At 61.2% G+C, this 19,308-nt stretch carries 15 protein-coding genes; 11 read left to right on the top strand and 4 right to left on the bottom strand.

Features of this window, described 5'->3' with window-relative positions; translation table 11 throughout:
• The first annotated feature begins 46 nt into the window (after positions 1–46).
• Genes smc through def form a run of 5 tightly spaced genes read left to right on the top strand, consistent with a single transcriptional unit; the run spans position 47 to position 8,550 of the window.
• Positions 47–3,574, top strand: coding sequence for a chromosome segregation protein SMC (gene smc, locus CSQ95_RS22480; RefSeq protein ID WP_099411130.1), 3,528 nt, complete (start codon positions 47–49; stop codon positions 3,572–3,574).
• The gene (locus CSQ95_RS22475; protein WP_099411129.1) at positions 3,571–4,737 is read left to right on the top strand and encodes a cell division protein ZipA C-terminal FtsZ-binding domain-containing protein; all 1,167 of its coding nucleotides are present in this window, start codon (positions 3,571–3,573) and stop codon (positions 4,735–4,737) included. The genes smc and CSQ95_RS22475 overlap by 4 nt, the downstream gene beginning before the upstream one ends.
• Before the next feature lie 14 nt (positions 4,738–4,751).
• Positions 4,752–7,103, top strand: a complete 2,352-nt coding sequence (gene ligA / locus CSQ95_RS22470; protein ID WP_099411128.1) for an NAD-dependent DNA ligase LigA — start codon at positions 4,752–4,754, stop codon at positions 7,101–7,103.
• A 20-nt stretch (positions 7,104–7,123) separates the two neighbouring features.
• A complete protein-coding gene (gene galU / locus CSQ95_RS22465) occupies positions 7,124–8,017 on the top strand; it encodes a UTP--glucose-1-phosphate uridylyltransferase GalU (RefSeq protein WP_070221526.1) in 894 nt (297 codons plus the stop codon).
• Positions 8,014–8,550, top strand: a complete 537-nt coding sequence (gene def, locus CSQ95_RS22460; RefSeq protein WP_070221525.1) for a peptide deformylase — start codon at positions 8,014–8,016, stop codon at positions 8,548–8,550. The genes galU and def overlap by 4 nt, the downstream gene beginning before the upstream one ends.
• A 95-nt stretch (positions 8,551–8,645) precedes the next feature.
• On the opposite strand, the gene CSQ95_RS22455 is transcribed toward def, so the two are convergent.
• The 4 genes from CSQ95_RS22455 to map all read right to left on the bottom strand — a co-directional run bounded on the left by CSQ95_RS22455 (position 8,646) and on the right by map (position 13,782).
• Positions 8,646–9,410 carry a flagellar brake protein gene (locus CSQ95_RS22455; protein ID WP_083287073.1) on the bottom strand — a complete coding sequence of 255 codons (765 nt, stop codon included), beginning with the start codon at positions 9,408–9,410 and terminating at the stop codon, positions 8,646–8,648.
• Between the two features lie 145 nt (positions 9,411–9,555).
• The gene (locus CSQ95_RS22450) at positions 9,556–10,305 is read right to left on the bottom strand and encodes a pseudouridine synthase (RefSeq protein ID WP_034752263.1); all 750 of its coding nucleotides are present in this window, start codon (positions 10,303–10,305) and stop codon (positions 9,556–9,558) included.
• 41 nt (positions 10,306–10,346) lie between these two features.
• Positions 10,347–12,914 carry a [protein-PII] uridylyltransferase gene (locus CSQ95_RS22445; protein ID WP_099411127.1) on the bottom strand — a complete coding sequence of 856 codons (2,568 nt, stop codon included), beginning with the start codon at positions 12,912–12,914 and terminating at the stop codon, positions 10,347–10,349.
• Between the two features lie 55 nt (positions 12,915–12,969).
• Positions 12,970–13,782 carry a type I methionyl aminopeptidase gene (gene map / locus CSQ95_RS22440; protein ID WP_070221576.1) on the bottom strand — a complete coding sequence of 271 codons (813 nt, stop codon included), beginning with the start codon at positions 13,780–13,782 and terminating at the stop codon, positions 12,970–12,972.
• 400 nt (positions 13,783–14,182) lie between these two features.
• Between map and rpsB the strand changes: the two genes are divergently transcribed.
• The 6 genes from rpsB to CSQ95_RS22410 all read left to right on the top strand — a co-directional run bounded on the left by rpsB (position 14,183) and on the right by CSQ95_RS22410 (position 19,307).
• Positions 14,183–14,935: a 30S ribosomal protein S2 gene (gene rpsB / locus CSQ95_RS22435; protein WP_010397614.1), complete on the top strand. Its 753-nt coding sequence runs from the start codon at positions 14,183–14,185 to the stop codon at positions 14,933–14,935.
• Positions 14,936–15,092: 157 nt separating this feature from the next.
• Positions 15,093–16,004, top strand: a complete 912-nt coding sequence (gene tsf / locus CSQ95_RS22430) for a translation elongation factor Ts (protein WP_034752260.1) — start codon at positions 15,093–15,095, stop codon at positions 16,002–16,004.
• A 147-nt stretch (positions 16,005–16,151) separates the two neighbouring features.
• On the top strand, positions 16,152–16,868 hold the full coding sequence (gene pyrH, locus CSQ95_RS22425; protein WP_034752258.1) for a UMP kinase: 717 nt from the start codon (positions 16,152–16,154) through the stop codon (positions 16,866–16,868).
• Between the two features lie 177 nt (positions 16,869–17,045).
• Positions 17,046–17,606 carry a ribosome recycling factor gene (frr, locus tag CSQ95_RS22420; protein WP_070221522.1) on the top strand — a complete coding sequence of 187 codons (561 nt, stop codon included), beginning with the start codon at positions 17,046–17,048 and terminating at the stop codon, positions 17,604–17,606.
• 100 nt (positions 17,607–17,706) lie between these two features.
• On the top strand, positions 17,707–18,474 hold the full coding sequence (uppS, locus tag CSQ95_RS22415; RefSeq protein WP_099411126.1) for a polyprenyl diphosphate synthase: 768 nt from the start codon (positions 17,707–17,709) through the stop codon (positions 18,472–18,474).
• Positions 18,474–19,307 (top strand): phosphatidate cytidylyltransferase, encoded by an 834-nt coding sequence (locus CSQ95_RS22410; RefSeq protein ID WP_099411125.1) that lies wholly within the window; start codon positions 18,474–18,476, stop codon positions 19,305–19,307. The genes uppS and CSQ95_RS22410 overlap by 1 nt, the downstream gene beginning before the upstream one ends.
• The last annotated feature ends 1 nt before the right edge of the window (position 19,308 follow it).

The raw sequence follows: 19,308 nt of genomic DNA, 5'->3' as shown, positions 1-19,308 counted from the left end.
TCGCCGATAATTCAACCGCCAGCATAGGCCAGGAACTCTAAAACACGTGCGTCTCTCTTCCATCAAGTTGTCGGGATTTAAGTCTTTCGTCGATCCCACCAATTTTCAGGTGCCAGGCCAGCTCGTGGGCGTGGTCGGGCCGAATGGCTGCGGCAAGTCGAACATCATCGACGCCGTGCGCTGGGTGCTGGGCGAATCAAAAGCGTCGGAGCTGCGCGGCGAATCGATGCAGGACGTCATTTTCAACGGCTCCACGCACCGCAAGCCGGCTGGCCGCGCCTCGGTCGAGCTGGTGTTCGATAACAACGATGGCAAGGCCTCCGGCCAGTGGGGCCAGTACGCCGAGATCGCCGTCAAGCGCACCCTGACGCGCGACGGCACCTCCACCTATTACATCAATGGCCAGCCCGTGCGCCGGCGCGACATCCAGGATATCTTCCTCGGCACGGGCCTCGGCCCGCGCGCCTACGCCATCATCGGCCAGGGCATGATTTCGCGCATCATCGAATCGCGCCCCGAAGAATTGCGCGTGTTCCTGGAAGAAGCGGCCGGCGTATCGAAATACAAGGAACGACGCCGCGAGACGGAAAACCGCTTGCAGGACACGCGCGAGAATTTGCTGCGCGTGGAAGACATCTTGCGCGAACTCAATGCCAACCTGGAAAAGCTGGAAGCGCAGGCCGCTGTCGCCACGCGTTTCCACGCCTTGCAGGCGGACCAGGAAGAAAAGCAGAAACTGTTGTGGCTGCTGCGCAAGAACGAGGCGCAAAACGAGCAGACGCGCTATTTCCGCGAAGTGGAGCAGGCGCAGACGGACCTGGAAGAGCAGACGGCCAAGCTGCGCAACGTGGAACTGACCCTCGAGCAGATGCGCCAGGCGCACTTTGCCGTGGGCGACCGCCTGCATACGGCGCAAGGCCATCTGTACCAGACGAATGCCGAAATCGGCAGCCTGGAAGCGCAGATCAAGTTCGTCATCGAATCGCGCGCCCGCCTGCAGGCCCAGCTGGCCACCCTGACGGCCCAGCGCGACCAGTGGACGCAACAGGGCGGCGAATACCAGGAACAGATCGAAGAGGCGGAATTCCACCTCGAGGAACTGGCCGCCAAGGTGGAACAGTCGCAAATGATGGCCGAGCAGAAGGGCGAGCAATTGCCCGAGCTGGACGCCGCCTGGCGCGCCGCGCAAAACAAGAGCACGGAATCGCGCGCGCGGATTATGCAGGCCCAGCAGCAGCTGGAACTGGAATCGGCGCACCAGCGCAATGCTTCCAATATCCTCGCCAGCCTGTTGAGCCGCCGCGAGCGCCTGCAGCAGGAAAAGAACAGCCTCAGTTTGCCCGATAGCAGCCACCTGGAAAACCTGAAACTGCAGCTGGAAGAAAAGCAGCAAACCCTGGAAGAGCAGGGTTTCTACCTGGAAGAAGCGCTGGAGCAGCAGCCGAAGCTGGAGCAGGAGCGGGCCGAGGCGCAGGCGCAAGTCAATGCCGAAACGGCGGCCAACGCCCAGCTGGAAGCGCGTCTTTCCGCCTTGAAACAATTGCAGGAACGGGTGCAGACGCAGGGCAAGGTCCAGCCGTGGCTGAAAAAGCACGAACTCGACACCTTGCCCCGTCTGTGGCAAAAGCTGCAGATCGAAGCGGGCTGGGAAGCGGCCATGGAGTCGATCCTGCGCGAGCGTACGTCGGCCCTGCAACTGTCGAATATCGACTGGGCCAAGGCTTTCTTTGCCGACGCGCCGCCGGCCAAGCTGGCCCTGTACGCGCCATCGACGGTGGCGCCGCTGCCGTTGCCGGATGTGCCAGGCCTGAAACCGTTTTTGAACTTGTTGAAACTCAACGATCCCGGCTTGCGCGGCTTGCTGCAGGATTGGCTGTACAACGCCTACGCCGTGGAAGACGCGGCCGAGGCGTTGGCCGAACGGGCGAAATTGCCGCCGGGCGGCTATTTCGTCACGCGCGCCGGTCACGTGGTCACGGCCACCAGCGTGCGCTTCTATGCGGCCGACTCGGAGCAGGAAGGTATGCTGGGCCGCCAGCAGGAAATCGACAATATCGGCAAGCAGCTGCGTGCCCAGCAGCTACTGGCCGAAGAAGCGCGCGCCCGTTCCGTGCGGGCCGACGCCGCCGTGGCGACGCTCACGCGCAATCTGTCCGACTTGCGCCTGCGCATACAGCAGCTCACTTCCTCCGTGCATACCCTGCAACTGGACGTGGTGAAACTGTCGGAAGTGGAAGCGCGCTTCAACCAGCGCAGCACGCAGATCGGCGCCGACCTGGCGGAAATTGCCGCGCAGGAAGCGGAGCAGCAGCAGATCAAGGCCGAATCGGAAGAGAAATTCGAACAGCTGGACATGGAGCTGGGCAATTTGCAGGAAGCGCACGAAGACGGCCACACGGATTTCCTGCAGAAGGAACAGCGTCTGGCCGAGGCGCGCGAAGCCTTGCGCGACCTGGAGCGGGCCGCCAAGGATACGGAATACGCGGAAAAAGCCCACCGCGCGAAGATCGAGGAATTGCGCCGCAATATCGCCACGGCCAGTACGCAGGCCCAGCAAGTGACGGAAAGCCTGGAAGCTGGCCAGCAGGAACTGGTCAGCCTGGAAAACGGCGCGGCCGCCGACGGCTTGCAGGATCTGCTCGAGCGCCGCACGACGCAGGAGCGGGCGCTGGCCGACGCGCGCCATGAACTCGATCAAATTACGCAGCAGCTGCGCCTGTCCGAAGATGCGCGCACGCAATCGGAACGCAGCCTGCAGCCGCAGCGCGACAAGATCATGGAAATGCAGCTCAAGGAACAGGCCGCGCGCCTGAACCAGGAGCAATTCGCCCAGCAACTGCTGGAGTCGGGCGCCGATGAAGCGGTCTTGACGGAAAAACTGCATCCGGATATGCGTCCATCGTATCTGCAGGGCGAAGTGACGCGCCTGACCAATGCCATCACGTCCTTGGGGGCCGTCAACCTGGCCGCGCTGGACGAACTGGCGCAGGCGTCGGAGCGCAAGAATTTCCTCGACGCCCAGAACGCCGACCTGACGGAAGCGATCAACACGCTGGAAGACGCGATTCACAAGATCGACAAGGAAACGCGCGACTTGCTGCAAGACACGTTCGACAAGGTCAACCACCACTTTTCCGAGCTGTTCCCCATCCTGTTCGGCGGGGGACAGGCCAGGCTGACCATGACGGGCGACGAGATTCTCGATTCCGGTGTACAAGTCATGGCGCAGCCTCCCGGCAAGAAAAATGCCACCATCCACCTGTTGTCCGGTGGAGAGAAGGCGCTGACCGCGACCGCATTGGTGTTTTCCATGTTCCGCCTGAATCCGGCGCCGTTCTGCCTGCTCGACGAAGTCGATGCACCGCTGGACGATTCGAACACGGAACGCTTCTGCCGCATGGTCAAGCGCATGTCCGACCAGACCCAATTCCTTTTCATTTCGCATAACAAGATTGCGATGGAAATGGCCCATCAATTGATCGGTGTGACGATGCAGGAGCAGGGCGTATCGCGCATCGTGGCGGTGGACATGGAGTCCGCCGCAAATTTTGCAACCGAGGCACAAGCAGCATGACAGACCTTCAAATTACCTTGTTCGGCGCCGGCGGCGTCTTTATCGTCGGCGTTTTCTCGTACAACAAATGGCAGGAATACAAGGCCAAGAAAAGCGTGGAGCGGGCTTTTTCCACCGACCACGATGACGTGCTGATGCGCGAGGGCGACGCCCCTGCGGTGGAAGCCCAGGAACCCGTCTTGCGTCAGGAACCGCGCTTTGACGCCGCGCCCGCCGCCAAGGCCGAACCATCGTTCGGCGCGCCGCCCGCTAGCGCCGTGCTGGACGCTCCCGTGCATGCGGAACCGTCGCTCGGCGATGCCGGCGTGGAAGCGCCTGCTGCCGTGGCCGCGCCGCTGCAGCAGGAAGTGAGCGCCGCCAGCGAGCAGGCGACCAGCCTGGTCGACCCGCTCATCGATTGCCTGCTGCCTTTGTCACTGGAAGCGCCCGTGCGCGGCGACAAGATCCTGCCCGTGCTGCAAACCCTGCGCCTGGTGGGCAACAAGCCCGTCCACTTCATTGGTTTACACGTGAATGGCGACTGGGAACCGATCACGCATGGTGGTGTCTACACCAAGATGCAGGGCGGCGTACAGCTGGCCAGCCGCAGCACGGCCCTGAATGAGCTCGAATACTCGGAACTGGTTACGCGCCTGCGCGGCGTTGCCGACGAGATCGGCGCCGAGCCGGAAGTGCCCGACATGATGGAAGTGATGGCCGAAGCGCGCAATCTGCACCGTTTCGTCGCCGGTCACGACGCCCAGCTGGGCGTGAACCTGCACACGAATGGCGCGCCATGGGCCATTTCCACCTTGCTGTTCGCGCTGGAAAAACAGGGCTTTGACGTGCGTCCGGACGGCCGTTTCGTCATGCCCGACGGCGAAGGCAGTCATCTGTTCTCGCTGTCGACGAATGTCACCCTGGCCGAGGAAACGACGCCCCGTTTGACACTGCTGCTGGACGTGCCATGCGTGGCGCCCGCGCGCGACGGTTTCGGCGCCATGGTCGCCTGCGCCAAGGCGCTGGTGGGCCGCCTCGACGCCACCATCGTCGACGATTACAACCAGGCCTTGTCCGATGCGGCGCTGGCCGAGATCGCCGGCCAGGTGCAAGAGTTTTACCAGGAAATGGACGCGGCCGACATTCCGGCCGGTTCCACCCGCGCCCTGCGTTTATTTAGCTGAAGAATCCTGCAACAATGACTGATCCGATCAACCAGGACGCCGCAGCGCGGGTCCTGGATCTCACCGCCGAACTCAACCGGCACCTGCACGCCTACCACGTGCTCGACAATCCCACCATCCCCGACGCCGAGTACGACAAGCTGTTCGTCGAACTGCAAACGCTGGAAGCGGCCCATCCCGACTTGCGTATGCCCGATTCCCCCACCCTGCGCGTGGGCGCGGCGCCTTTGCCGCAATTCGAGCAAGTCGTGCACACGGTGCCGATGTTGTCGCTGAACAATGGTTTCACCGATGACGATATCATCAACTTCGACCGCCGCGTGCGCGAAGGCCTGGACCTTGATGGTACGGACGTCGACTATGCTGCCGAAGTGAAATTCGACGGCCTGGCCATCAACCTGCGCTATGAGCTCGGCCTGTTCGTGCAGGCGGCCACGCGCGGCGATGGCGCCACGGGCGAGGACGTGACGGCGAATATCCGCACCATTTCCGGCATCCCGCTGCGCTTGCATGGCGACAAGATTCCGGCCGTGCTCGACGTGCGCGGCGAAGTGATGATGTTCAAGGGCGATTTTGCCCGCCTGAACGAACGCCAGCGCGAAGCGGGGCAGAAGGAATTCGCTAACCCCCGCAATGCGGCGGCCGGCAGCCTGCGCCAGCTCGATTCGCGCATCACGGCGCAGCGCAAGCTGCGTTTCTATGCCTACGGCATCGGTGCGCTGGAAGGCGCCGCCATGCCGGTGTCGCACTCGGCCTTGCTGGACTGGTACGAAACCCTGGGCATCCCCGTGTCCAAGGAGCGCAAGGTGGTGCAAGGCGCGCAGGGCTTGCTTGCCTACTACGCCGATATCGGCGCGCGCCGGCCCGCCTTGCCGTATGAAATCGACGGCGTCGTCTACAAGGTGAACGCGACGGAAGACCAGCAGGAGCTGGGCTTTGTGTCGCGCGCGCCGCGTTTTGCGCTGGCGCACAAGTTCCCCGCCGAAGAAGCGCTGACGCAAGTGCTGGGCATCGATATCCAGGTGGGCCGCACGGGCGCCATGACGCCCGTGGCGCGCCTGGCGCCCGTGTCCGTGGGCGGCGTGACGGTGACCAACGCCACCTTGCACAATGAAGATGAAGTGCTGCGCAAGGATGTGCGCGTGGGCGATACCGTCATCGTGCGCCGCGCCGGCGACGTGATTCCGGAAGTGCTGAGCGTGGTGTTGGAAAAACGTCCGGAACCGGCGCCGCTGCCGTTCAAGATGCTGGAAGCGTGCCCCGTGTGCGGCTCGCACGTGGTGCGCGAAGAGGGCGAGGCCATCGCCCGCTGCTCGGGCGGCCTGTTCTGCTCAGCGCAGCGCAAGGAAGCGTTCCGTCATTTCGCGGGCCGCCGCATGATGGATATCGAAGGTCTGGGGGAACGTTATATCGATACCCTGGTCGAACTCGAATACGTGCATGGCCTGGCTGACCTGTACAGCCTGACCCTGGATAAATTGCTGGAAATGAAGCTGCGCGCCGACGAACGCGACGGTTCGACGCCGGAAACAGTGCAACAAGGCAAGATTCCTACCAAGTGGGCGGAAAACCTGCTGGCCGGCATCGAAGCGAGCAAGCGCCCGCCGCTCGAGCGTTTCCTGTTTGCGCTGGGCATCCGCCACGTGGGCGAATCGACGGCCAAGACCCTGGCCGAATGGCTGGGCAGCCTCGACTACGTGCGCCGGGCGCCGGCCGCCTTGCTGCGCGTGCTGCCCGACATCGGCGGCACCGTGGCCGAGTCGATTGCCGATTTCTTTGCCGAAGAAAAGAACCTGCAGGCGCTGCAGGCATTGCTGGACGCGGGTGTCACGCCGCAGGGCGAACACGCGCCCAGCGCCAAGCTGCGCACGCAGCTCGAACAAACCACCTTGCTGGCCGCCATCGGCATTCCGAAGCTGACGGAGCCGCGCAGCAAACAGCTGGTGGAGCGGGGCGTGACCCTGGCCAGCCTGGCGGCGCAGGGCGCCAGCTTCCACGCGGGCTTGCCCGCCGCCGTGGCCGAAGCGCTGGCGCAATGGCTGGCCGATGAGGGCAATGTCAAGCTGCTTGGTCAACTGGACGCGCTACGAAATGAATTACTGTCACAATTGCCTGAAATGCCAGCCGCTGGCGGCAAACTGGACGGCAAGACCTTTGTGTTGACGGGCACTTTGCCCAACATGAGCCGCGACGAGGCTGCGGAGTTGATCGAGGCGGCCGGCGGCAAGGTCAGCGGTTCCGTGTCGAAGAAAACCGCTTACGTCGTGGCCGGCTCGGACGCCGGCAGCAAGCTGGCCAAGGCGCAGGAGCTGGGCGTGGCCATACTCGACGAGGCTGGTTTGCTGACCCTGTTGGCGCAAGACTAATCATTCATTACAGAAGACCCATGAAAAAAATCAGAAAAGCAGTCTTTCCCGTCGCCGGCCTGGGCAGCCGTTTCTTGCCCGCGACCAAGGCGCAACCGAAGGAAATGTTGCCCATCGTTGACAAGCCATTGATACAGTACGCGGTCGAGGAAGCCGTGGCCGCGGGTATCACGGAAATGATCTTCATCACGGGCCGCAACAAGCGCGCCATCGAAGACCATTTCGATACGGCCTATGAGCTCGAGTCGGAACTGGAAGCGGCCGGCAAGCGCCAGTTGCTGGAAATGGTGCAAAACGTCATTCCCAAGCACATCAATTGCATTTACATCCGTCAGTCGGCGCCGCTGGGCCTCGGGCATGCCGTGCTGTGCGCGCGTCCCGTGATCGGCGACGAGCCGTTTGCCGTCTTGCTGGCCGACGATTTCATGGATGTGGAAGAGGGCGTGCGCCCCGTTCTGGCGCAGATGGCCGATGTGTTCCAGTATGAAAACTGTTCCTTGCTGGCGGTGCAGGACGTGCCGCGCGCGGAAACCAGGCAGTACGGTATCGTCAGCGCCCAGCATTATCAGCCTGACCTGGAGCTGGTGTCGGGGATCGTGGAAAAACCCGTACCGGAAGAGGCGCCGTCGACCCTCGCCGTGGTCGGCCGGTATGTGCTGACCAGCCGCATCTTCGAGCACCTGGAAAAAATCGGCACGGGCGCCGGCGGTGAAATCCAGTTGACGGACGGCATCGCCGCCCTGATGCGTGAAGAGCGCGTGCTGGCTTACCGTTACAAGGGGCAGCGTTATGATTGCGGCTCCAAGCTTGGCTATCTGAAGGCAACGACAGCGATGGGCATGAAACACCCGGAAACGGGCGCGGCCTTCCGCACTTACCTGCAAGAACTGCAATCGACACTGGACGCAAAATGACCGTACGTGAAATCCTGAAGATGGGCGATCCGCGCCTGCTGCGGATGGCCGAGCCCGTGCGTGAATTCGATACGCCCGAACTGCATGCCTTGATCGCCGACATGTTCGACACCATGCACGCGGCCAATGGCGCAGGCCTGGCGGCGCCGCAGATCGGCGTCAACCTGCAAGTGGTGATCTACGGCTTCAAGCAGAACCTGCGCTATCCCGACGCGCCGCAAGTGCCGGAAACCGTGCTGATCAACCCCGTGCTGACGCCTTTGTCGGAACGCAAGGAAGAGGGTTTTGAAGGCTGCCTGTCCGTGCCCGGCCTGCGCGGCAGCGTGCCGCGCTGGAGCGAGCTGCACTACGAAGGCGTCGACCAGTTCGGCCAGCCCATCAGCCGCGACTGCGACGGCTTCCATGCGCGCGTGGTGCAGCATGAAGTGGACCACCTGCACGGCATCCTGTATCCGATGCGTATCGTCGACTTCACGCAGTTCGGCTATACCGAGGTCATGTTCCCCGACCTGGATCCGAACGACGACGATTAATTGCCGCTTAACCTGGACGTCCGGGGTCAGACCCCCGGATGCGTTAGCGCAAAGCTATGTGTTGGCGGTGTTGAGGGTCTGACCCCAGTACTAAACTAGCGCACCTTGCGGCTGCTGCCCAGGTTATCGAGCAACGCCTTCAGCTCATCCTGCATGGCATCCGTCAGGTTCAGGAAGCGGCAGCCGATCTGCACCTGCTCGCCCAGCAGGAAGGAGCGGAAGGTGCGCGACAGGCGGATTTCCAGGTCGGCGATCATGACCTTGTCCGGCCCCAGTTCCAGGCGCACGCGCGACAGCTTGCGGCCCACGTACAGGCCTACCGTGTCGCGCGGATGGGCGCGCATGCCGATGCCGCCGGCCGAGAAATCATACAGCTGCAATTCATATGGACGACCCTCGAGCACGAAGGCGGCCAGGTAGTAAACGCCCAGCGGTGTTTCCAGGCGCGCCGATTCGCGCCGCTCCAGGACCAGGCAATGGCTGGGGAAGTTCGTCAGGTAGACGTTCGGCCGCTCGGGATACGCTTGCCATTCGCCATTGATGGTGAACTGCAGTTTGGCGTTTTGTACCCACGACACAAACGTGGCGCCGCCAGGCGGCAGGGTCGCACCTTCATTGAGTTCCAGCACGAATTGCGGCAAGTCATCGTCGACGGACAGGACGCGCCCCAGGATGAGGTCTTCGCCGCCAGCCGGGTAGATGGAGATGGCGTCGCCGTTGTCAGCCAGGCTGCACAAGGTTTCGCCGATATCCCACGGATCGCTCATATGGTGCGGCTTGGTGCCGGGGGCCATCGGCTCGGCCACGTCAGCCAGACTGGGCGCGCCCTTGCGCAGGGGATTGGGGATGGGATCGTTCACGACAGCGTATCTCTTTTGTTCTAATGGGGAATAGTGTATAGGTTTAAGGCAATATTTACTAAGTAAATCACAATAATTGATTTTATATCACTATATTCCTGTTGCTTATGTATGCAGGCCTGGCATGCCGCCTTGACGTCGCCGCTTAAAACTGTTCGTCTGCGCTCAAGTAACGCCATTGGCCGGTCGGCAAGTCGCCCAGTTTGACCTTGCCGATGCGCACGCGTTTCAAACCCAGCACCTTCAGGCCCACGGCTTCGCACATGCGGCGGATCTGGCGTTTCTTGCCTTCGCGCAAAGTAAAGCTCAGTTGGTCTTCGTTTTGCCAGCGAACCTTGGCCGGCAACAGCGGCTTGCCGTCGAGCCACAGGCCGTGGTTGAGCTTTTTCAGCTCGCTGTCGGGCAGGGTGCCGCCCTTGGTGTAGCTCACGCGCACCAGGTATTCCTTGTCGATGTCGGTATCGTGGCCGATCAGCTGCTTGGCCACGCGGCCGTCCTGCGTCAGGACCAGCAAGCCGACGGAATCGATGTCCAGCCGGCCCGCTGCCACCAGGCTGCGCAGCTGGGTCGGATGGAATTGTTCCGGGCTGCGGTCTTCCGCCCAGCGGTTTTCCGCCTTGATCAGGGCCACGGCGGGCGTGTAGCCGTCTTCGGCCTGGCCGCTGACGTAGCCGACCGGTTTGTTGATCAGCACGGTGACGCGCTTCGATTGCTCGGCCGCCGCCTGGCGTTCCACGGTGACGCGCTGGCTCGGGTAGACCTTGCTGCCCAGCTCGGACACCACCTTGCCATCCACGCGGACCCAGCCGCGGGCGATCCATTCATCGGCTTCGCGGCGCGAGCACAGGCCCAGTTCGGACATGCGTTTGGACAAGCGTAATAATTCTTCGGTCATGTTGTTTCAGTTTCAGTAAGGGTAGGCGCTGCGCGGAAAGCTTACACTTTCAGCGCATCGAGTAAATCGGTTTCCAGCAATATCTGGTTGCGGGCATTGTTGAGCGCGGGACCGTCGACGAGGAAGACGTCTTCGACCCGCTCGCCCAGGGTCATGATCTTGGCCGTGTGCAAGTTGATGCGGTACTTGGTCAGCACGTTGGCGATCGCGTACAGCAGGCCCGTGCGGTCGTTGGCGGCCACCGACAGCAGGTAGTACTGGCCTTTTTCATCGGGCCGCAGGTCCACCGTCGGCTGGAAGGGGAAGGTGCGCGACAGGCGCGACAGCCGTCCCTTGCCCGGCGGCGGCAGCGGCGTTTGCGACTGCAGCAGCTCGCCCAGCTCATGCTCGATCAGGCTGATGATGTCGCGGTAGCTCTTGGCGAAGTTTTGCTCGGTGACGAGGAAGGTGTCGAGCGCATAGCCATTTTTCGTCGTGTGGATCTTCGCGTCGAGGATGCTGAAATTCTTGCGGTCGAAATAGCTGCAGATGCGCGCGAACAGGTCTGGCTGGTCGGGAATGTACACGGCCACCTGCAAGCCTTCGCCGATGGGCGCCAGCCGGCATTTTACCACCGGCAACTTGCTGTCGAGCTTGTCATACAGCGAGCGCGTCTGCCAGGCGATGTCGGACGCGTCGTGGCGCAGGAAATAGGCCACGTCCAGCTGTTGCCACAGTTTCTGGTGCGCATCGGGCGGCAAGCCGTACAGGCGCAGGGTGGCCAGCGCTTCCTGCTGGCGGTTTTTGAGCTCGCGGTCGGCCGTGTGCGGCTCGCCGCCCAGCACGCGCAGGGTGATCTTGTACAGGTCTTCCAGCAGCTTGCCCTTCCAGGCATTCCACACTTTCGGGCTGGTGCCGCGGATGTCGGCCACCGTCAGCAGGTACAAGCCCGTCAGGTGGCGCTCGTCCTTGACCACTTTCGCAAAGGCGGCGATGACGTCGGGATCGGACAAGTCCTGCTTTTGCGCCACTTGCGACATGGTCAGGTGATTTTCCACCAAGAAAGCCACCAGTTCCGTGTCCTCGGCAGACAGGCCGTGGTCCTGGCAGAACTGTGTGGCGTCGGCCACGCCCAGTTTCGAGTGGTCGCCGCCGCGGCCCTTGGCGATGTCGTGGAACAGGGCTGCCACGTACAGCAGCCACGATTGCGAGAAATCGGCCATCAGCTGGCTGCAGAACGGATATTCGTGCGCGTGTTCGCTCATGGTGAAGCGGCGCATGTTGCGCACCACCATCAGAATGTGTTGGTCGACCGTGTACACGTGGAACAGGTCGTGCTGCATCTGGCCCACGATGCGGCGGAAATTCGGCAGGTAGCGCCCCAGGATGCTCATCTCGTTCATGCGCCGCAGCGCGTGGATGATGCCGACAGGGGCTTGCATGATGCGCAGGAACAGGGCGCGGTTGACGGGATCCTGGCGGAAGGCGGCGTCGATCTTGAAGCGCGCGTGCCACAGGGCCCGCGTGGCGCGCGAGGTCATGCCCTTCAGGGCCGGGCGCTCCGTCATGAGCACGAAGACTTCCAGCATGGCCGATGGGTATTGCTCGAACGTGTCGTCGGCGCTGATGTCGATCAGGCTGTTGACTTCATTGAAGCGCTCGTTGATGGGCACGGCCACGTCGTCCTGCGGGAACAGCCGCGCTTCGATGTTTTGCAGCAAAATCGTGTTGAGCTGGGTCACCGTCTTGGCGGCCCAGTAGTAGCGTTGCATGAGGAATTCGCTGGCACGGCGCATGTGCGGCCCGCTGCCCGTCGCTTGCAGGCCCAGCGATTCGGCGATCGCCGTCTGCACGTCGAACACGAGGCGGTCTTCGCGCCGCCCCGCGTGCAGGTGCAGGCGCACGCGGATATCCTTGAAGGCGCGCTCCTTTTCCATCAGCTGGCGCGCTTCCGTCAGGGTGATCAGGCCGCCCGTGGCCAAGGTGCGCCACGAGTTCGCCAGGCCGGCCGCTTTGGCCACCCACAGGATCACCTGCAGGTCGCGCAGGCCGCCCGGGCTTTCCTTGCAATTCGGTTCCAGGCTGAAGGCCGTGTCTTCGTACTTGGCATGGCGCTGGCGCATTTCCGCCGTTTTTGCCTGGAAGAAGGCCTGCGGGTCCATGGCCGCGTCATAGCGCTGCTGCAATTGCGCGAACAGGTCCGCGTTGCCGCACACGAGGCGCGCTTCGAGCAAGCTCGTCTGCACGGTGATGTCGGCCTTCGATTCGACCATGCATTCATCGACCGTGCGGATGCTGTGGCCGATTTCCAGGCCCAGGTCCCACAGCAGTTGCACCAGTTCCTCGAGCTTTTCCTGGGCGGCGGCGTCCGGCGATTGTTGCAGCAGGATCAGCAGGTCGACGTCGGAATACGGAAACAGCTCGCCCCGGCCATAGCCGCCCACGCCCACCAGGGCCGTGCCTGGCGGCAAGCCCGCTTCCTGCCATGCCCGCGCCAGCACGCCATCGACGCTGTGGCGCAGGCTGCGCAGCAGTTTTTCAGGCTTGCCGTCGGCCTGGAAGGCCGCAATGACGACCTGGCGGTCGGCTTTCAGTTGCTGTTTCAGCTGTTCCTGAACTTGCTTTTTCATCTGGGCCCTGGGTGGCGGTGGGTCGGGTGGGGTCAGGCTTGATTAATGACGCTTATCAGGCTTTATTGCCGATAAAGGCGGGCGGCGGTGGCATGCCCGGCGAGACGGTCAGCACTTCATAGCCCGTTTCCGTGACCAGCACCGTGTGTTCCCATTGCGCCGACAAGCTGCGGTCCTTGGTTTTGATGGTCCAGCCATCGTTCATTTCGCGGATTTCGCGGCGGCCCGAGTTGATCATCGGTTCCACCGTGAAAATCATGCCCGCTTCCAGGCGCTCCAGGGTGCCTGGCTTGCCGTAGTGCAAGACTTGCGGCTCTTCATGGAAGACCTTGCCGATGCCGTGGCCGCAGAATTCGCGTACCACGCTGTAGCCGGCTTTTTCCGCGTGCTGCTGGATGGCGTGGCCGATATCGCCCAGGTGGGCGCCCGGCTTGATCTGATCGATGCCCAGCCACATGCACTCATAGGTGATTTCCGACAGGCGCTTGGCCAGGATGGTCGGCGTGCCGACAAGGAACATGCGGCTGTTGTCGCCGTGGTAGCCATCCTTGATGACGGTGATGTCGAGGTTGACGGAGTCGCCGCTTTTCAGGACCTTGTCGCCGGGAATGCCATGGCAGATGACGTCGTTGACGGAGGTGCAGATGGCTTTCGGATAGGGCGTGTAGCCGGGCGGGCAGTAGTTGAGCGGGGCAGGGATGGTGCCTTGCACGTTGACCATGTATTCGTGGCACAGGCGATCGAGTTCGCCCGTCGTGACGCCCACCTTGACGAAGGGGGTGATGTAGTCGAGCACTTCGGCGCCGAGCTTGCCGGCAATGCGCATGCCTTCGATGTCGGCGGCGGTATTAATACGGATGGTGGACATGGTGTAATTCGCAATCTGCAAGAATTCAGGTGAAAAGCACAGACGATTCCTGCTGTATGGGGAAAAGTCTGCAAATATGCCGAAATTATAAACGAGGCGCCCTGAATCCGCCGCCTCCTTCCTATGGCCGGGAGGGGATTTGTGGGGAGAAAGCGGATGAAAAGGCGGTGCGGCCACGCCTTGCACCATCGTGGTGCGCCGGCTGTTTCCGCAGGGCGCGCGATTTGCGGTGCGGACTTGATGCGGCAGGCATTTCAGTGTAGAATCCCGGGTTGCTTGAATTCTCTTTTAAGCAATGCAGTAAAACAGTGTCTTTAATTTATATAAACACGCGAATCCGGTCGACAAGGGTGCCTGTATGGTGACTGATCGGATTCCAGACCCAACCCTGGAGTTAATAATGTCCGTAACAATGCGCGAAATGCTGGAAGCCGGTGTCCACTTTGGTCACCAAACCCGTTTTTGGAATCCAAAAATGGCACCGTTCATCTTCGGCCATCGCAACAAGATCCACATCATCAACCTGGAAAAAACCATGGCGATGTACCAGGACGCAATGAAGCACGTGCGTCAACTGGCTGCAAACCGTGGCACCATTCTGATGGTTGGCACCAAGCGTCAAGCTCGCGAAATCATCGCTGCTGAAGCGCAACGCGCTGGCGTGCCTTTCGTTGATCAACGTTGGTTGGGCGGCATGCTGACCAACTTCAAAACGATCAAAACCTCGATCAAGCGTCTGAAAGACATGGAAGTGATGATCGAAGACGGTTCGATCGAGAAGCTGTCGAAAAAAGAAGCGCTGATGTTCTCCCGCGAAATGATCAAGCTGCAAAAATCGATCGGCGGCATCAAGGACATGGGCGGCATTCCTGACGCAATCTTCGTCGTCGACGTCGGCTACCACAAAGGTGCGATCACCGAAGCAGCTAAACTGGGTATCCCGGTCATCGGCGTTGTCGATACCAACCACTCCCCAGAAGGCGTGAACTTCGTGATCCCAGGTAACGATGACTCCTCGAAAGCCATCATGTTGTACGCTCGCGGTGTTGCTGACGCAATCATCGAAGGCCGTGCAGCTGCCGGTAACGAAGTTGTTGAAATGGTTAAAGCAGCCGCTGGCGACGAATTCGTCGAAGTTAACGAACAGGCTTAATGGCCAGGCTATCGCAAGATAGCCGTTTGTAAGCACAGCAGTAAGGGAAAAGGGGTGGCAGCAGCTCCCCCTTTTTTTTAACAAAAAACGATAGTGACCGCTGGCGAGGCATGCATGCCCGGCCGCGACTATCGACTCACCGAATCAGGAGAAACACATGGCAGCGATTACAGCAGCGATGGTAGGCGAATTGCGCGGCAAAACCGACGCACCAATGATGGAATGCAAAAAAGCACTGACCGAAGCCGAAGGCGACATGGCTCGTGCGGAAGAGATCCTGCGCGTCAAACTGGGCGGCAAGGCATCGAAAGCATCGGCACGCATCACCGCTGAAGGCGTCGTGGCAACTTACATCGCCAATGGCGTAGGCGCCCTGGTCGAAGTGAACTCGGAAACCGACTTCGTTGCGAAAAACGACGATTTCCTGGCACTGGCCAACAACGCTGCCCGTCTGGTAGCGGAACACAACCCGGCTGACGTCGCTGCCCTGCTGGCCCTGCCACTCGATGGCAAGACCCTGGAAGACGTGCGCGCTGCCCTGATCGGCAAAATCGGCGAAAACATGACCATCCGCCGCTTCCAGCGTTTCGAAACCAGCGCCAAGCTGGCTTCGTACCTGCACGGTTCGCGCATTGGCGTGATCGTCGAATTCGACGGCGCCGATGAGCAAGTGGGCAAAGACGTGGCCATGCACATCGCTGCCATGAAGCCAGTGTCGCTGTCGTCGAACGAAGTTCCTGCGGAACTGATCGAAAAAGAGCGTTCGGTTGCACAACTGAAAGCCGAAGAAGACGCAGCCAAAGCGGCCGCCGAAGGCAAGCCAGCGCAATCGCCGGAAATCCTGGCCAAGCGCCTGGAAGGTTCCGTACAGAAGTTCTTGAAAGAAGTTTCCCTGCTGAACCAAGCTTTCGTGAAAAACGACAAGCTGTCGGTTGAGCAAATGCTGAAGGCGGCTAACACCAGCGTCAAAGGTTTCGCCATGTACGTAGTGGGCGAGGGCATCGAGAAGAAGCAAGACGACTTCGCAGCAGAAGTCGCAGCACAGATGGCTGCCTCCCAGGGAGCGTAAGTAAAGCGGGCCGAGAGGCCCGTTTTTTTGGCCCGCCCGCACCTGTGTGCCGGGCGGCGGCATGGGCAGCTTCCTCCCGCCTATCCGGCGCTGCAAGGCGCTGCGCCATGTCATACTCGAATAACCTCATTTATGGAGCCCCAGCTCATGTCAAAACCAGCCTACAAGCGCGTCCTCCTCAAGTTGTCCGGCGAAGCCCTGATGGGCGATGATCCCTACGGCATCAACCGCGCCACGATCGAGCGCATGGTGGCCGATGTGGCCGAGGTGGCGAAGTTGGGTGTGGAACTGGCAATCGTGATTGGCGGCGGCAATATCTTCCGCGGCGTCGCGCCTGGTGCGCAAGGCATGGACCGCGCCACCGCCGACTACATGGGCATGCTTGCCACGGTGATGAACGCACTGGCCCTGGCCGATGCCATGCGCCATGTCGGCATTACCGCGCGCGTCATGTCGGCCATCGGCATCGAACAAGTGGTCGAGCCGTACGTCCGCCCGAAAGCCCTGCAATACCTGGAAGAAGGCAAAGTGGTCGTCTTTGCCGCCGGTACCGGCAATCCGTTCTTCACCACCGACACGGCAGCGGCCCTGCGCGGTTCCGAGATCAGCGCCGAGATCGTCCTGAAGGCCACCAAGGTCGACGGCGTCTACACGGCCGATCCGAAGAAGGATCCGAACGCCACCCTGTTCCACACGATTACGTTCGATGACGCCATCGCCAAGCATCTGCAAGTAATGGATGCCACCGCATTCGCCCTGTGCCGCGACCAGAAACTGCCGATTAAAGTGTTTTCGATCACCAAGCCGGGCGCGCTGATGCGCGTCATCATGGGCGAAGATGAAGGCACCTTGGTTCACGTATAAGGGAAGCGGAGCGCCGAGAAACCGTCCATGGCTGCGTTGCAGTGCCTCGCCGTACATTCGTACTGTCTTCGGCGCTGCGCCTTGCCCTGAACGGTTTTCGGCACTTCCGACTGCGCTGGTGTTTTCATCGCAAGCGAAGTAGCAATATTCATTATTATCAAGACAAGGAGTACAGTAATGTCCTTAGCTGACGTTAAAAAGAACACCCAGGAACGCATGACGAAGTCGCTGGAAACACTGCGGGCCGACCTGGCCAAAGTGCGTACCGGCCGCGCCCATACGGGTATCCTGGACCATGTGATGGTCGAGTACTACGGTTCGCCGACGGCACTGACCCAGGTGGCCAACGTGACCCTGATCGATGCGCGCACCATCGGCGTGCAGCCGTACGAGAAGAAGATGGCCAACACCATCGAAAAAGCCATCCGCGACGCCGACCTGGGTCTGAACCCATCGGCACAGGGCGATCTGATCCGCGTTCCGACGCCGCCGCTGACGGAAGAGCGCCGCAAGGAAATGGTCAAGCTGGTCAAGAGCGAAGCGGAAGACGCGAAGATCGCCGTGCGTAACATTCGCCGCGATGCGAATGAGTCGCTGAAAAAACTGGTCAAGGAAAAAGCCTGCTCCGAGGACGATGAGCGCCGCTCGTCGGAAGAAGTGCAGAAGCTGACGGACAAGTTTATTGCCGACATCGACAAGATGGTTGTCGACAAAGAAAAAGAAGTGCTGACCGTCTAGTTTTCAGTCCTTTTGGCGCTGCCCGGGAAAGCACGGCTTTTCCGGGCAGTGCTATTTGGAGCATAATAGTTATCTTTTATTTTTTGGTATTCGTGTTTTCATGATCTATTCGAGTTCGACAACGGCAGTACCTGAAGTGGGCACGGTGCCGCGCCATGTGGCAATCATTATGGATGGCAATGGTCGCTGGGCAACCAAGCGCTTCCTGCCGCGTGTGGCTGGCCACGTCAAGGGCGCGGATGCCGTGCGCGGCATCGTCGAGGCTTGTATCGAGCGCGGCGTCGAATACCTGACCCTGTTTGCTTTCAGCTCGGAAAACTGGCGCCGCCCGGAAGAAGAGGTGTCGATGCTGATGCGCCTGTTCGTCACGATGCTGGAACGCGAAGTGGTCAAGATGCATGCGAACGACATCCGCCTGAAGGTGGTGGGTGACTTGTCGCGCTTCAACGACGAGCTGCAAACCCTGATCACTAATGCGGAGCGCAAGACGGCGAACAACACGCGCCTGACGGTGTCCATTTGCGCCAACTACGGCGGCCGCTGGGACATCATGCAGGCAGTCAATAAAATGACGGCCGAGGCGCTCGCCGATGGCCAGCCTGCCGGACACGCTTACACGGAAGAGCAACTGGCGCCGCACCTGGCCATGGCTTACGCACCCGAGCCCGACCTGTTCATCCGCACGGGCGGCGAGCAGCGCATTTCCAATTTCCTCCTGTGGCAACTGGCGTACACTGAGTTGTTTTTCACCGAAACTTTCTGGCCCGACTTCAATGGCGAGTGCCTCGACGCGGCAATCGCGTCTTACCAGCAGCGCGAACGGCGCTTTGGCCGTACCAGCGCGCAATTAACTGAAAAGACAAACTGATGCTGAAAACACGGATAATCACCGCCCTGGTCCTCCTGGCGGTCTTGCTGCCGGTTCTGTATCTGAATTATTTCCCCGCCTTCGCCGTGATCGCCACGGCGTTCTTCGGCGCCGCCGTATGGGAAAGCTTCCGCATCTTCAAAAATCGCCAGGCGCTGCTGATCGCCGCCGTCTGGACTGCCGCCTTCGCGTATACTTTTTTTGTCGGCAACGGCATGGCGCAGCTCAATTTCTGGTTCGCCCTGTGCGTGGCCATCTGGCTGATCCGCTTCGTGCCTTCTCTGGCAACAGGCTTGCCGCCCACCGAAGGCCTGGGCAATACCTTGCTCAGCTTCGTGTACCCGGTGACCATCGTCGGCTGCTTCGTCGCCATCATCGCCCTGTTCCTGCATAGCCCTTTGTACCTGCTGTCCGTGATGGCCCTCGTGTGGATCGCCGATATCGGCGCCTATTTCTCGGGCAAGGCGTTCGGCAAGCGCAAACTGGCGCCAAGTATTTCCCCAGGTAAGTCCTGGGAAGGCGCCATCGGCGGCGGCATCGCCGTGCTGGTCATCTCCGCCATCACCATCGTGGCCGCGCCATCGCTGCCGGTCTTGCAAGACACCTTCGCCGTGCAGCTGCAATTGCGCCGTGGCTGGCTGGTGGCCTTGCTGGTGCTGCTGCTGATCGTTGCGGCCAGCATCATCGGCGACCTGTTCGAATCCCAGCTGAAGCGCCGCGCCGGCATCAAGGACAGCAGCAAGCTGCTGCCCGGCCATGGCGGCGTACTCGACCGTATCGATGCGCTGATCCCGGTCTTGCCATTTGCCGCCCTCGTGGCCAGTTGGCTTTAAG

Origin of the sequence: Janthinobacterium sp. BJB304 (assembly GCF_002735765.1) — a bacterium.
In the GTDB taxonomy this organism is placed as follows: domain Bacteria; phylum Pseudomonadota; class Gammaproteobacteria; order Burkholderiales; family Burkholderiaceae_D; genus Janthinobacterium.
The sequence above is the reverse complement of the archived record's forward strand: the minus strand, read 5'-3'. Positions and strand labels throughout refer to the sequence as shown.